The organism is Shinella sp. M31 (assembly GCF_049199205.1).
Lineage (GTDB): Bacteria > Pseudomonadota > Alphaproteobacteria > Rhizobiales > Rhizobiaceae > Shinella.
In genome coordinates, this window is record NZ_JBLZPH010000046.1 from 11,836 (window position 1) to 26,291 (window position 14,456).

General features: G+C 61.5%; 11 protein-coding genes. 6 read left to right on the forward strand and 5 right to left on the reverse strand.

Going from position 1 to position 14,456, the window contains the following annotated elements:
- Nucleotides 1-121 precede the first annotated feature (121 nt).
- The 3 genes from ACOZKU_RS06760 to ACOZKU_RS06770 are packed head-to-tail and all read left to right on the forward strand — an operon-like array spanning nt 122 to nt 5,563.
- Nucleotides 122-877, forward strand: a complete 756-nt coding sequence (locus tag ACOZKU_RS06760) for an ImuA family protein (RefSeq protein ID WP_421578202.1) — start codon at nt 122-124, stop codon at nt 875-877.
- Entirely contained in the window at nt 798-2,309 is a 1,512-nt protein-coding gene (locus tag ACOZKU_RS06765; protein WP_421578203.1) for a Y-family DNA polymerase, read from the forward strand. Before ACOZKU_RS06760 ends, ACOZKU_RS06765 begins: the two co-directional genes overlap by 80 nt.
- A complete protein-coding gene (locus ACOZKU_RS06770) occupies nt 2,306-5,563 on the forward strand; it encodes an error-prone DNA polymerase (RefSeq protein ID WP_421578204.1) in 3,258 nt (1,085 codons plus the stop codon). The genes ACOZKU_RS06765 and ACOZKU_RS06770 overlap by 4 nt, the downstream gene beginning before the upstream one ends.
- Nucleotides 5,564-6,055: 492 nt before the next feature.
- Here the strand turns inward: ACOZKU_RS06770 and ACOZKU_RS06775 are convergent, their stop codons facing one another.
- The 5 genes from ACOZKU_RS06775 to ACOZKU_RS06795 form a co-directional block, all read right to left on the reverse strand.
- Nucleotides 6,056-6,769, reverse strand: a complete 714-nt coding sequence (locus tag ACOZKU_RS06775; protein WP_421578205.1) for a winged helix-turn-helix transcriptional regulator — start codon at nt 6,767-6,769, stop codon at nt 6,056-6,058.
- A gap of 11 nt (nt 6,770-6,780) precedes the next feature.
- Nucleotides 6,781-7,557, reverse strand: a complete 777-nt coding sequence (locus ACOZKU_RS06780; RefSeq protein WP_421578206.1) for an SDR family NAD(P)-dependent oxidoreductase — start codon at nt 7,555-7,557, stop codon at nt 6,781-6,783.
- Complete coding sequence (locus tag ACOZKU_RS06785) at nt 7,554-9,269, reverse strand: acetolactate synthase catalytic subunit (RefSeq protein ID WP_421578207.1); 1,716 nt, start codon at nt 9,267-9,269, stop codon at nt 7,554-7,556. The genes ACOZKU_RS06780 and ACOZKU_RS06785 overlap by 4 nt, the downstream gene beginning before the upstream one ends.
- Nucleotides 9,266-10,615, reverse strand: coding sequence for an aspartate aminotransferase family protein (locus ACOZKU_RS06790; RefSeq protein WP_421578208.1), 1,350 nt, complete (start codon nt 10,613-10,615; stop codon nt 9,266-9,268). Before ACOZKU_RS06790 ends, ACOZKU_RS06785 begins: the two co-directional genes overlap by 4 nt.
- A gap of 96 nt (nt 10,616-10,711) precedes the next feature.
- The gene (locus ACOZKU_RS06795; protein WP_421578209.1) at nt 10,712-11,398 is read right to left on the reverse strand and encodes a GntR family transcriptional regulator; all 687 of its coding nucleotides are present in this window, start codon (nt 11,396-11,398) and stop codon (nt 10,712-10,714) included.
- Nucleotides 11,399-11,413: 15 nt separating this feature from the next.
- On the opposite strand from ACOZKU_RS06795, the gene ACOZKU_RS06800 reads away from it, so the two are divergent.
- The 3 genes from ACOZKU_RS06800 to ACOZKU_RS06810 all read left to right on the forward strand — a co-directional run bounded on the left by ACOZKU_RS06800 (nt 11,414) and on the right by ACOZKU_RS06810 (nt 14,455).
- Nucleotides 11,414-12,703 carry an ABC transporter ATP-binding protein gene (locus ACOZKU_RS06800; protein ID WP_421578210.1) on the forward strand — a complete coding sequence of 430 codons (1,290 nt, stop codon included), beginning with the start codon at nt 11,414-11,416 and terminating at the stop codon, nt 12,701-12,703.
- Entirely contained in the window at nt 12,700-13,593 is an 894-nt protein-coding gene (locus ACOZKU_RS06805; RefSeq protein ID WP_421578211.1) for an ABC transporter permease, read from the forward strand. The genes ACOZKU_RS06800 and ACOZKU_RS06805 overlap by 4 nt, the downstream gene beginning before the upstream one ends.
- A gap of 106 nt (nt 13,594-13,699) precedes the next feature.
- Complete coding sequence (locus ACOZKU_RS06810) at nt 13,700-14,455, forward strand: ABC transporter permease (protein ID WP_421578231.1); 756 nt, start codon at nt 13,700-13,702, stop codon at nt 14,453-14,455.
- Nucleotide 14,456: the final 1 nt, after the last annotated feature.

The following is a 14,456-nucleotide window of genomic DNA, read 5'->3' on the forward strand; positions in this document are numbered from 1 at the left end:
CGACCGTCATGGCCGGGAACGCTTTTTTAGGTGGATTGACTCGCAAAAGCGTTAGGAACAAAAAAGGAACGTATCAGCTTAGTCAGCTGCTGGAAACCCCTGAAGGAGCGTCATTTCTACCGTGTCGGAGCCTGCACTCAATCCCTTGCTTGTCGAGCTTCGCGAGCGCATCCGCCTGTTGGAAGGGGGTGCAGCACGCGTGCGGTCGGCTCTGCCGTTCGGGGTGCCGAAGATCGACGCATCCCTTCCCGGCGCCGGCCTTGCCTATGGCGCGCTCCATGAGGTCGCAGGCGGTGGTCCCGGCACGATCGACGGCGCGGCCGCCGCACTCTTCGCCGCCGGCGTCGCGGCGCGCACTAAAGGACCGATCGTCTGGTGCATGACGCGACCGGACCTGTTTTTTCCTGCGCTGGCCCAGGCGGGGCTTCATCCCGACCGCGTCTATTTCGTCGAGAGCGACAAGGAGGAAGATGTCTTGGCGAACGCCGAGGAAGCGCTTGCCTATGGCGGGCTCGGCGCTGTCGTCGCCGAACTTGTGCGCCTGCCGATGGTGGCGAGCCGACGGCTGCAGCTTGCCGCCGAAAAGACCGGGACGATGGCGCTGGTGGTCCGGCGCTGGCGTCGGCCGACAGAGGCCTCCGACTATGGTCAGCCGACCGCCTCGACCACGCGATGGCGGGTAAGCGTGCTTCCCTCAGAGGAACTGCCGGTCCCCTGCGTCGGACGGCCAAACTGGCTTCTGGAATTGATGCGCGTGAAAGCGGGCGAGTGCGCTGAGTTTATCGTTGGAGCCTGTGATGCCTCGGGTCGTATCGATCTATCTACCGGACCTGCCCACCGACAGGATCAGGCGGGCCGATCCTTCGTTGCCGGCTGAAAAACCGATCGCCGTCATCGCAAAAAGCGGTTCTCGGCGCTGGGTTGCAGCGGCCGATGCGGCAGCGCGGAAAGTGGGCGTGAAGGTCGGAATGCCGGCGGCAAAGGCACAGGCGCTGTTTCGCGATCTGATGCTGGTCGATGCCGATTCGGCGGCCGACGCCGCTGCCCTTGAACGCATCACGCTCTGGGCGCTGACGCAATATTCGCCCCTCGTTGCGATCGATGCGCCCGACGGGATAGTGATGGATACGGAAGGCGCCGACCATCTGCAGGGCGGAGAGCAAAACATGCTGACCGCAACGGCCAACCGGTTTCGCGCCAAGTCGCTGACGGCCCGTGTCGCCATCGCCGATACTTGGGGCGCGGCACGTGCCTGTGCCCGGGCGATCGCGCGCGAAACTTTCATCGTGCCGAAGGGCGAGACGGCGCGCGCTGTCGAACGCCTACCAATTTCCCTGCTCCGCCTGCCGGAAAAGGTCGTCTCGGATCTCAGGACGCTGGGGTTCCAGTCTATCGGCCAGCTGTCGGCAACGGCGCGCGCCCCCCTCGCCCTTCGGTTCGGACCTGAAATCGGCCGCCGCCTCGACCAGATGTATGGACGCATGCCCGAGCCCATCGATCCCATCCGCACACCGGATATCGTCGAGGTCAGCAAGGCGTTCGCCGAGCCGATCGGTGCTGCCGAGACGATCAACCGGTACGTCGCTGATCTCGCGCGGAAGCTCGTCGGCGAGTTGCAGAAAAGGGGTCACGGCGTCCGCCGCACCGACCTGATCGTCGAGAAGGTTGACGGCACGAGGCAGGCCATTCGCGCCGGCACGGCCAAGCCGTCGCGCGATGTCGCCTGGCTCACCAAGCTCCTGCGCGACCGGACGGAAAAGATCGAACCAGGTTTCGGCATCGAGCGGCTATCGCTCGTCGCCGCCATGAGCGAGCCGCTGGAGGAGGTTCAAAAGGCATCCTCACTGGTCGAAGAGGAGGTTACCGACGTCGTCCCCCTGATCGATATTTTCGCGAACCGCGGTCAGCGGGTCTACCGCGTGACGCCGGTGGCAAGCGACGTTCCGGAGCGCAGCGTGCAGCGGCTCGACCCAGCAGCAGCCGCAGTCGGCGCGACCTGGACCCAGCATTGGCCCCGACCTGTCCGCCTCCTCGCCCAGCCGGAGCTCATCGAGGTGATCGCGCTGATGCCCGACCACCCGCCAGTGTCGATCACCTGGCGGGGCAAGCGCCGACGCGTCAAGCGCGCCGACGGTCCAGAGCGGATATTCGGAGAATGGTGGAGGCGCGACGCGGAATATGATGCGGTGCGTGACTACTTTGTCGTCGAGGACGAGAGTGGCGAGCGGCTGTGGATTTTCCGCAGCGGTGACGGTGTCGATCCGGCAACCGGCTCTCACCGCTGGTTCATGCATGGGATCTTCGCATGAGCTACGCCGAGCTTCAGGTCACGACACATTTCAGCTTCCTGCGCGGGGCATCATCGGCCGACGCGCTTTTCCAGACGGCAAAGGCGCTCGGCATTCCCGCGCTCGGCGTGGTCGACCGCAATTCGCTTGCCGGCATCGTCCGGGCGCTCGAGGCATCACGCGAGACGAACATCCGTCTGGTCGTCGGCTGTCGTCTTGACCTCCAGGACGGCATGTCGATCCTCGTCTATCCGACCGATCGCGCCGCGTATTCCAGGCTGACCCGGCTTCTCACCCTTGGCAAATCCAGAGGCGGAAAAGCGAACTGCATTCTCCATCTCGACGATGTCGCCCGGTATGCGGAGGGATTGATCGGCGTGCTAGTTCCCGGGCTGCCGGACGAAGCCTGCGCGGTGCAGCTCCGCAAGATGGCGGAGATTTTCGGAGACCGCGCTTATATGGCGCTCACCTTACGCCGGCGGCCGCGCGACCAGTTGCGACTGCACAACCTGTCGAACCTCGCCACCCGCTTCGGCGTGCGCCCGGTGGTGACGAACGATGTGCTGTTTCACGATCCTGATCGGCGCCAGCTGCAGGACGTCGTGAGCTGCATCAGGACCAACACCACAATCGACGATGTCGGCTTCGAGCGCGAGCGCCATGCCGACCGCTACCTGAAGCCACCCGAGGAAATGGAGCGCCTCTTTCCCCGTTATCGCGATGCGCTGGCCCGCACGATGGAGATCGTCGCCCGTTGCAAATTCTCGCTCGAGGAGTTGACCTACCAGTATCCCGAGGAGGCCATCGTTCCCGGCAAGGATGCGCAGGCCTCGCTCGAGCATTATGTCTGGCAATGCGTCCCCGACAGATACCCTGAGGGACTGCCGCCCAAGACCCTGAAGATCGTCCGGCACGAACTCGATCTCATCGAAGCGATGCAATACGCCCCCTATTTCCTGACGGTGTTTTCCATTGTCAAATATGCGAGGTCCGCAGGCATTCTGTGCCAGGGGCGCGGTTCGGCCGCGAATTCAGCCGTCTGCTATATTCTCGGCATCACCTCCATCGACCCCGAGACGAACGACCTGCTTTTCGAACGGTTCGTCAGTACCGAGCGCAACGAGCCGCCGGATATCGACGTCGATTTCGAACATGAACGGCGCGAAGAGGTCATCCAGTGGATCTACAGGACGTACGGCCATGACAAGGCGGCGTTGTGCGCCACCGTCACCCGCTACCGCGCGAAAGGCGCCATCCGGGATGTCGGCAAGGCGCTGGGATTGCCGGAGGACGTGATCAAGGCACTCTCGTCGGGCATGTGGTCATGGTCGGAAGAGGTGAGCGAGCGCAATGTCCGCGAACTCAACCTCAATCCCGAGGACCGGCGTCTCGTGCTCACGCTGACGCTCGCTCAGCAGCTGATGGGCACGCCGCGCCATCTTGGCCAGCATCCCGGCGGGTTCGTCCTGACCCACGACCGTCTTGACGATCTCGTCCCCATCGAGCCCGCGAGCATGAAGGACCGGCAGGTCATCGAATGGGACAAGGATGACGTCGAGGCGCTGAAAATGATGAAGGTCGACGTCCTGGCGCTCGGCATGCTCACATGCATGAGCAAGGCGTTCGACCTGATCCGCCAGCATAAGGGTCGCGATCTCGATTTGGCGAAGATTGAACAGGAAGACGCCAACACCTACGAGATGATCCGGAGGGCCGACACGCTTGGTACATTTCAGATCGAGAGCCGCGCGCAGATGTCGATGTTGCCGCGCATGAAGCCGCAGACGTTCTACGATCTCGTCATCCAGGTGGCCATCGTGCGGCCGGGGCCGATCCAGGGGGATATGGTCCATCCGTACCTGCGACGTCGCGAGGGCAAGGAGCAGCCGGAATACCCGACGCCCGAACTGGAGGCCGTCCTGCGCAAGACGCTCGGCGTACCGCTGTTTCAGGAATCCGCCATGAAGGTGGCGATGGTCTGTGCCGGTTTTACCGGAGGCGAGGCGGATCAATTGCGCAAAAGCATGGCCACCTTCAAGTTCACCGGCGGCGTCAGCCGCTTCAAGGAAAAGCTCGTCAAGGGTATGATCCACAACGGCTATTCGGCGGACTTCGCGGAAAAGACGTTTTCTCAGCTGGAAGGGTTCGGGTCCTATGGTTTTCCGGAGAGCCATGCGGCCTCTTTTGCCCTGATCGCCTATGCGAGCAGCTTCGTGAAATGCCACTATCCCGATGCCTTCTGCGCCGCCTTGTTGAACTCGCAACCGATGGGATTCTATGCGCCTGCCCAGATCGCCGGCGATGCACGAAAGCACGGCGTCGAAGTTCGTCCGGTGTGCGTCAACCGCTCGCGCTGGGACTGCACGCTTGAGCCGATCGGAGATGGTGATCGTCATGCCGTGCGTCTCGGGATGCGGATGGTGCGCGGGCTGGCGACCGCTAATGCCGCGAAAATCACCGCCGCCCGTGCCGATCAGCCTTTCGACAGCGTCGACGATATGTGGCGACGATCCGGCGTGCCGGCTGCCGCGCTCGTGGAACTTGCCGAGGCCGACGCCTTTCTGCCATCCCTCGGTCTTGAACGGCGAGACGCGCTTTGGGCGATCAAGGCATTGCGCGACGAACCTCTCCCGCTCTTTGCCGCCGCGGCCGAGCGCGAAGCGCGCACCATTGCCGAACAGCAGGAGCCAGATGTCGATCTGCGTGCGATGACCGAGGGCCACAATGTCATCGAGGATTACACCCACACGGGACTGACCTTGCGCAGCCATCCGATCTCGTTCTTGCGGGAGAATTTGACAAGGCGGAGCATCGTGACGTGCCAGGAGGCTATGTCCGCGCGCGACGGGCGATGGTTGATGACCGCCGGCCTCGTCCTCGTCCGGCAAAAACCGGGCAGCGCCAAGGGGGTAATGTTCATCACCATCGAGGATGAGACCGGGCCGGCCAATATCGTCGTTTGGCCAAAACTCTTCGAACGGCGCCGTCGCGTCGTGCTCGGATCCTCGATGATGGCGATCAACGGGCGAATTCAGCGCGAAGGCGAGGTTGTGCATCTCATCGCCCAGCAGCTGTTCGACCTATCGGGCGATCTGTCGAGCCTGTCGGAGCGCGATACCGATTTCCGCCTACCGGCCGGGCGCGGCGACGAATTCGCCCATGGTGGCGGGCCGGATCCGCGCGATCATCAGGCGCCGGCTGTGCGCCCACGTGATATGTTCACGCCTGACCTCCATATCGACACACTCAAGGTCAAGGCCCGAAATTTCCAATAGGTGCAGCGATAATGTGCCCTGGCGCTTGGATCCCAGCTGCGGAGCACGTCTGCCTTGCACAAAGGGAAGCGAACCTGACGTCCCTTTGCGAGTGAAACATCGACTTGGGCGGCCTTTGAAACCGAGACGTCGCTCGACGCGACAAATGATCCTAGCCTATCGGCGCGGTCTTGCAGAGGGCTGTCAGCCACGTTACAAATTTCCAGAGACATATCGCCAGGGACGGCACAATATCGGTTCGCAAAGATAAAGGTGCGCCAACGTCCGGCACCCAGCCCCATATCAATCCATCGCCGGACGCGTTGGAGACCGATATGTCGCGTGATATCAAACCGCGAGACTTGATGGATGAAGAGCCGATCGTGGCCTTCGACGCGGATACCGATCCGTCTGAAATGACCGCAGGAGCAATCGAAATCTTTGGGAGCAATGCGCCTACCGCCGTCGCATATTGTGGGCTAGACACGTGGCTCGAGGGCGACGACACGAAAGTCAGGTTCTGGAGCCAGGTCCTGAATCGGTTGACGACGTGACATCGCCGTCAGACATGTCACACCGCTTGCGAAGCGCGTAGCCCGAACCTCGAACGGTTCTTATAATATCTGGCCCGAACCTTTTCAGGGTCCGTCGAATATGACCGAGGTGAACATCGACGGTCCGTGGCTCAACCTCGACATTTTCTGGCCAGCAGCGCTCGATCAATTCCTCTCTTGTGCAAAAGTCTCCCGGGCGCTCCATCATGTGGCGTAGCAGCTTGAACTGTAGCGGCGTCAGCGGCACTTCAACTCCCGCACGCAGCACCTGCATTCGGGCAAGGTTCATCTCGAGATCCGCGTATTCGAGCGTCGCATTCGGCGCCGTTGCACCGCGGTATCGCAGTTGTCGCAGAAAGCGCACCAGCTTTGACGGATCGAACGGTCGGCTTAGCAGAAGATCATCGCAGCCGAGCACATCATCAAACGGTTGATCGGCTCTCGACAGAACGACCAGAGCCGCTTCAGGAAACGATTGGCGCACCTGCTTAAGCGTTATCGCGCAGGACAGATCCGGGACATCTAAAACGACGGCCGCATAGTCTGCTCCATTTTGCGCACACGGGTCGTTGTCTCCCGCGAGGACCACCTGGAATCCCTCGGCCGCAAAGAGGTGTCGGACGAAGAGAAAGAGCTGTGCGTCGTTGAATCGAGCAAGGACCTTTTGGGCCATGGAAAACTCCGTCACAGGGGAGCGAATTCCCCTCCGTTCACATCGACAATCGCGCCGTTGATAAATCCAGCGTCCTCGGAGAGCAGGAAGCGTATGAGAGACGCGACATCCGCTCCCGTTCCCAAACGCCCAACGGGAATGCGCCGGAGGGCCTCCACATTCGTATTGTTAGTCGGGTCGCCGGCCATCCCCGTCGCGATTCGACCCGGAGCGACGACGTTGATGGTGATCGCCGTGCCGTTGCAGGCGGCAACCATGGATCTGGCCAGGCCGGCGATCGCGGCTTTCGAGGCGACGTAGGGCGCTCCCGCGATTTTCGGGATGGTTCGCCCGGCGACCGATCCGATGAGCACGATACGGCCGCGGCCGCGCGGTTTCATCCGCCGCAAGGCAGCTTGGCAACACCAGACCGCACCGGTAAGGTTGACGCTGAGAACGTCTTGCCATTCCGCGGCTTCGACATCTTCGAACGGAACCGCGCCATGAATGCCTTTTGGGGAAATTCCGGCATTACACACCAGGGCGTCGATGACGCCCCAGTGTTGCTCGACATCAGTGAAAAAGCCGTCTACCGCAGGCTGCGACCTTACATCGACGCATCCGTTGAGGATTTGCGGCTGATCCGCCGCCGCCCTTAAGATTTTTTCTGCCCGATCGAGGTGATGCGCGTTCTGGCTAAAGAAAGCGACCCGGTAGCCCGCGGACAAAAGGGTGGTGACGGTCGAAAGCCCGATTCCGGTGCTTCCGCCCGTCACGATGGCGACAGGAGCGCGTTGGTCCTCGTTCACGCAGCCTCATCCATTCCGGCAAAAAGCGAAAGCGGTGGATGTGCCTCAGGGTCGGTGATGACCTCTATGAGGCTCGGACGTTGCGACCCGATCGCGCTTTCAATCGCGCTTGCCAAGAGGGCTGGATCGCTCACATGCGTCGCATCGCAACCGCAGGCGCGCGCGATTGCCGCGTGATCGACCGGCGAGAAATGGCAGGCCGTGGTAAAGCGCCCGAACTTGACAGTCTCGGCGTCTCGCTGAAACCCAAGGATACCATTGTTCAGGACAATGATCGTCACCGGGATGCTGAGACGGACGATCGTTTCGATCTCCGCCCAGCTATGTGCGAAGCCACCATCACCGACGACCGCTACGACCGGGCTCTCCGGCCGCGCCAGTTTCGCCCCGATCGCCAAAGGCAGTCCCCAACCGAGGCCGGCAAGCCCACGTGGCGTGATGAACCTCGCGCCGGCGCGTTGCCCCCGAAGCTGTCCGACGACCCACATCGACGAGTAACTCGCGTCTGCGACGACCGTAAGCTTCCGCTCCAGCCACGGCTGCAATTCCCGCATGACACGTTCGGGGCGGATCGGCGAGCCTGACGCTTCATAAAAACTTCTGCGCGCGTCCTCGAACTTCGCCCAGCAGGACGCGATCTCGCGTTCGACTCGGTTCCGGCCCCCCACCCTTTTGTGAAGCTCGCGCGAAGAAAGCGCCGCGACGAGGGCGTCGAGCGTTGTCGCCGCATCGCCGACGAGCCGCAAGGCCTCGTAGTTGCGGCCGATCTCGTTCGGGTCGACATCGATATGAATGATGCGGGCGGAAGGCGATATTTGGCGCCAGTTGTCGGTGCCGTTCTGGTTGGTTCTTGTCCCGACAAGGACGGCCAGGTCCGCGGTCTCGACGAGCTTTCTTGTGAACGTGCCGAGCGACTTCGGCCCGGTCAGGGAACCAAGCACGCCCGCGGAAAGGGGATGGTGTTCATCGACCACGCCTTTTCCCATATTCGTCGTGAATATCGGCAAGGAGGCAACATCCTGGAGGCGCGCGAGCGCGGCGGCTCCCTCTCCGGCATGCACGCCCCCGCCAGCGAGGACGACGGGATTTTCCGCCTCGCAGATCCAGTCTGCCGCTTGACGCACAGCCCCGTCATCCGGGCGCATACGATCGACAGGCCAGACTCCGAGATTTGCGGTGCGACGACGCTGAGGGTGTTTGATTTCGGCGCGCAGAAGATCGGCAGGCAGGAGGAGGGCAACCGGTCCGGGCCTGCCCGACGTCGCGGCCGTGAACGCCGCATCGACGTAATCCTCGACGCGCTCCTCGACCTGAAGCCGGCGGACCCACTTGGTGCAGGACTGGAACAACGCGATCTGGTCTAAATCTTGGAACGCGTTCTTGTCGGTCTGGTCTCGCTCGACGTCCTGCACCAGAGCCACGATCGGAATGCTGGCCTTTAGTGCCTCGGCCAGGGGAGCGACCAGCAAGGTCGCTGCCGGCCCATTCTGGGCGGCGACAACCCCAACCTTGCCCGATATTCGCGCATAGCCGTCGGCCATCGCGCCGCCCATGTTTTCCTGCCGGTAGGCGATCTGCCGAATCCCGATAGCTTCAGCGGCAAGCACGACCGCGGAAGGAAGGCTCTGAGCGAAGAGGGCATCGACGCCATGCCGCTTTAAAGCTTTCGCGATGCATTCCGCCACTGTTTCGTTGGACATTGTGAGCGTCAAGGCTGAGCCTCCTGGCTTGCAAAACTGTGTTGCGTGAGAAATTTGTCGAACGCATCGGCCACATGGTCGAGGTCCATGTCAGTCATCGGCGTCGAGAGACAGGCCGCCGCATCATGCGGCAGGAGAACCCCCTCCCGCCGCAGGAACCGGCACAAGAAGCGCATCCGGGCCAGTTCGTCTGGCCTCTGCACGGCCGCCGCGAACGAACGAGGGGGCTCGGACTTCGGATGTAGGCGAAGCAGAGAGGCCGCCCCCGTCACGGAGAACGGCGCATTGTGTTTGCGCGCGGTCGCGGTGAGTTGCGCGCGAAGTCGGACTCCTTGCTGCTCCAGCCGATCGAACACGGCGGGCGTCGCGGCCTCCATCGCAATACGGCCCGCCACCATGGACACCGGGTTGGCGGAGAACGTTCCCCCCTGTGACACCATCGGCGAACGCGTGTCGCCACCAAAAACCGCCATGACTTTCGCGCTGCCGCCTACTGCCCCGATCGGAAACCCGCCCCCGATAATCTTTCCGGCGACCAGAAGGTCGGGTGTCAGGCCATAGCGCGCCGAAGCGCCAGAGAAGCTCTGCCGCAGATTGAGCACTTCGTCCGCTATGACGAGAATGCCGTGTCGATCAGCAACCGTCATGAGGCGATCAATGAATTCGCGCGCCGGTTCGATGAGCCCGGCCCGGCTGGGCATTGGATCAATCAGGACGGCGGCGAGACGCTCGGCGTTCACCGTCAGGGCTTCCTCGAGGGCGTCAGCATCGTTGAAGTCCAGCACCAGGACGTCGTTGGCAACTGCGGAAGGCGCACCCTGATATCCGAGACGGGCTATGCGGCGCCCATCAGGGGCGGCTTCAAAGCCGTTCTGGCCCGCCTCGGCCCAGTCATAGGCTCCGTGATAGGCTCCCGCGAAACGCGCTATGGCCGAGCGCCCGGTAAAGGCCCTCGCGGCCTTGATGGCGAACATCACGGCTTCCGTACCTGTGTTTACGAAGCGTATCCTCTCGACGCTCGGAATTCGAGACGTCAGCAATTCCGCGAGCGCGATTTCATGCTTCGTCGGATTGGAGAAACAGGTTCCGGTCGAGAGAAGACTGCTGACAGCCTCAAGAATGGGCTCATAACCATGGCCGTGCAGCAATGTCGTGAAATTGTTATTGAGGTCCAGGAGACGTGCTTCATCGACATCGACCAGATAGGCACCCTCCCCGCGTGACATGTAAATCGGATTGGGGTCCTTATCGACGGTGGCTCGTGTGACCCCGCCCGGGAACACCGTTTGCCCACGACGGAAAAGGTTGATCGACTGAGAGAAGGCAGGCTCCTCTCCGTCGGCTGGTTCTGTAAGCATTTGACCATCCTTGCGACAAAATCGAAACTTCGTGAAAGCTTCGTATTTTGTTGCAACAAAATATGGATGTGTCAATGCGACCGAGTAAAAAATCCGCTACACCGAACCGCGCGCCCTCACAGCGCCGCGCAGCCGCAGGTATCCCATGCGAATGTCACCCTCGAAGGCGGCACGCAGCGCGCGACTGTCGCCTTCCTCGATAGCGTCCATAACCATTTCGTGATTACGCACCCCGTAGCGCTCCTCGGCGAATTCCGGATAGAGGCCATAGAACGATGGCCCCACCCGCAGCCACTGTGCGTCGATCAAACTAACAAGTCGAGGAAGGCCCGACCGGGCATAGACATGGAAGTGAAACTCCTTGTTGTGCCAGAGGACCGACGCGTAATCACGCCGCTCCAGACCGGTATTGATCTGTGATTGCAGGATCTTGAGCCTGTCGAGGTCTTGTGGACCGCAATTCTTGGCCGCCTCCTCCGCCGCCAACCCTTCGAGCGCGATACGGATAACGGTGACTTCCTTGAGATCAGCCTCCGAAAGGATCGGAACGATGACGGTCTTGGGGCCGGCGTAAACCAAGGCATTTTCCGCCGTGAGCCGGTTGATGGCATCGCGCGCAGGGGTCGAGCTTACTCCGAGGGTCTCCGCGACGGAGCGGACCGTCAACTTGTCCCCTGGTCGATAGACCCCCCTACTGATCCGGTCCCTAAGCGCTTCATAGGCGGCCTCGCCTAAGCGCGGGTTCGTCGCGCTTTTCGCGCTTGCGTTTTCCCCATTCATCATTTTTCACACCCCAAGATGGTTGACACGGCTGACTTTTGTTGCAACAAAAATCGCATTGTGAAGGTTTTGCAAAGTTATGTCGCGTCAACAGTAGCGCTTTGCCAACCCGATGTCACATTCCCGAACGCGCGACGACCGGAAATGGGCGTTGCCTCAGATGCCACGGGAGCATCAGCACATCGATTGGGGGACAAGTTGATTGGAAAAAGTTTAACGCTTTCGGGGATTACGAAAACCTACGGAGCCGTCGAGGCGGTTAGGGACACGTCACTGGATATCCACGCTGGCGAGTTCGTCTCCATCGTGGGGCCGTCCGGATCCGGAAAAACGTCCCTGCTGACGATGATCGCGGGTTTCGAACATCCCTGCGCCGGGACCATTCGTATCGACGGCCATGACATCACCTCGGTCGCCCCGAATCTACGCAATATCGGGATGGTCTTTCAGCGATATGCCCTGTTCCCGCACATGACGGTTCGGCAGAACATCGAATTCCCCTTGCGAATGCGCAAGAGTTCCGGCTCGGCAGAGGGGCGCAGGCGGGTGAACGAGATGTTGGACCTCGTCCAGTTGACGGGACTCGACGAGCGGCGCCCCCATCAGCTTTCCGGCGGCCAACAACAGCGCGTCGCCGTCGCGAGGGCGCTAGTGTTCAATCCTCCGGTCATTCTTATGGATGAACCTCTTGGCGCGCTGGATAAGAAGCTCCGCGAGGCAATGCAGCTGGAAATCAAGCGCATTCAGCAGCGGGTCGGCGCGACGGTCGTCTACGTCACGCACGATCAGGAAGAAGCACTCACCATGTCGGATCGCGTCGCGGTTATGCACCGCGGCACGCTTCAGCAAATCGGCGCCCCAGAGGAGCTCTATCGTGAGCCTCGAAATGCCTTTGTGGCCGACTTTGTCGGCTCCATCAACTTTCTGCCCGTGACGGCGGTTTCGAGCGACGAGCACAATATAGTGGTTCTCCTCAAAGGATCCACGACCCCGCTGTCTGTGGAACGGCAAGGTTCGCCCCATCCAAGTCCGGGGCAACCCCTCCATCTTGCCCTGCGGCCGGAGCATCTCGGTTTGCGGCCGACACGATGGGACCGGAACTCGGCGATCGAGGGGACGCTCGACTCTGTCGTGTTCGCGGGCGCCACACGCACCGCGCTGGTCCGCCTGGCTGCGATGGGTGACGCTGTCGTGCGGGTACAGGTCCCTTGTGCGGAGACGATTCCTGAGAAAGGCGCGTTGGTTTATCTCGAATTCGCACCGCGGGACGCTCGCCTCTTCTCGCTCGAAAGCGAGGACTTCCAATGAGCGCGGCTTCGGAGACAAGACTTTCCCGCTGGTTTTCGCGGTTTCGCCGAGGACGCTCGGCGAAGTCCTATCCGCCGGCCGTGTCGCTGTTTCTGGTCAGTCCGCTCATGGCGCTACTGGTCGTCGGCTTTTTGTATCCGGTCGCGCGCCTCGTTCAACTCAGCTTCGCCGATGGCGCAGAGCCATATGCCCGCCTTGTGCGAAGCCGGCTCTATATAAATGTTCTCATGGATACGGTTTTGATTTCCGCCGCCGTGGCGCTCCTCTGCCTGGTGCTCGGGTATCCAGTCGCGTTGGCCATGGCACACCTGAGACGTCGGGCTGCACTCCTCGTGGCCGCTTGCGTATTCATTCCGTTGTGGACGTCGGTTCTCATCCGATCCTATGCGTGGGTCGTGTTGTTTCAGCGCAACGGCCTGGTCAACGATCTATTGATGGCCGTCGGGCTGACCGATGGGCCTCTTCGTCTGCTCTACACGCACGGTGCCGTCGTCCTGGCGATGACACACGTTCTCCTGCCTTTCGCGATCCTGCCGATCCAAGCGACGCTGAGGAGCCTCCCGGCGGATCTTACCCGAGCCGCGTCAAATCTCGGCGCGACGCCGATCCGTTCGTTTCTGCTCGTAACCCTCCCCCTTAGCCTGCCCGGCGTCTTCGCAGGAACATTACTCTGCTTCGTGCTGGCACTGGGGTTTTACATCACGCCCGCGCTGGTGGGAGGTCCGAATTCCATGATGATGGCCACTTTGATCGGCCAGCAAACCCTCGTCGTTCTCGACTGGCCATTCGCAGCCGCGCTTTCCACCCTGCTACTGACGGTGAGCTTAGTGCTGGTCGCGGTCTTCAGACGCGCGCTCGCGCACAACAAAGGATTCAGCGGTGTCCATTGATCACAGCAGAGGTTCGCAGGCAACGGAGCGATCCGCTCGCCAGACCAAGTTGACAACACTCTGGCGGCCACGACCGACCTCGGTTGTCGCCACAGTCACGGTTGGGATGGTGCTGTTCTTCCTGATGTTGCCCACGGCAATCATCATTCCAATGTCATTGAACGCGTCCTCACACCTGACCTTCCCGCCGTCGGCGCTAACGCTGGGCTGGTATCGCGCGTATTTCTCAGACCCGGACTGGATCGCCTCGACATTGTTCAGCCTCAAGATAGCTGTTTGCACATCACTGGCGTCCACCATCATTGGAACGCTCACCGCGTTGGCGATCGTGCGAGGCGAACTCCCGTTCAAGGGCGCCATCCAGGCGATGGCGATCGGCCCGATGATCGTTCCCCATGTGGTCCTGGGCGTCGCGCTCTATCTCGTCTTCGCGCCACTGGAACTGACGGGCTCGCTTCTTGGCTTCCTGATCGGACATACCGTACTTGCCGTTCCGTTCGTCGTGATCACCGTAACCGCCTCTTTCCAGCGAATGGATCCGGCTCTCGAACTTGCAGCGGCCAGTTGCGGGGCGACCCGTCTGCGTTGCTTCATCCACGTTACGTTCCCCAACATACTTCCTGGGATCGCGGCCGGTGCGGTGTTTGCGTTCCTGGCCTCATTCGACGAGGCCACCGTCGCATTCTTCATCTCCGACATCGGCGGAAAATCAATCGGCCGCAAGATGTTCGAAGACATCGATTTCAACCTCACGCCCGTCATCGCCGCGGCCTCGACGGTCGTTGTTGTCGCCTCCCTTTGCCTGATCGGCATCGCGCATCTCGTCTCCTCTACAACCTCGGCTCGAACCAAACAGGAGTAAT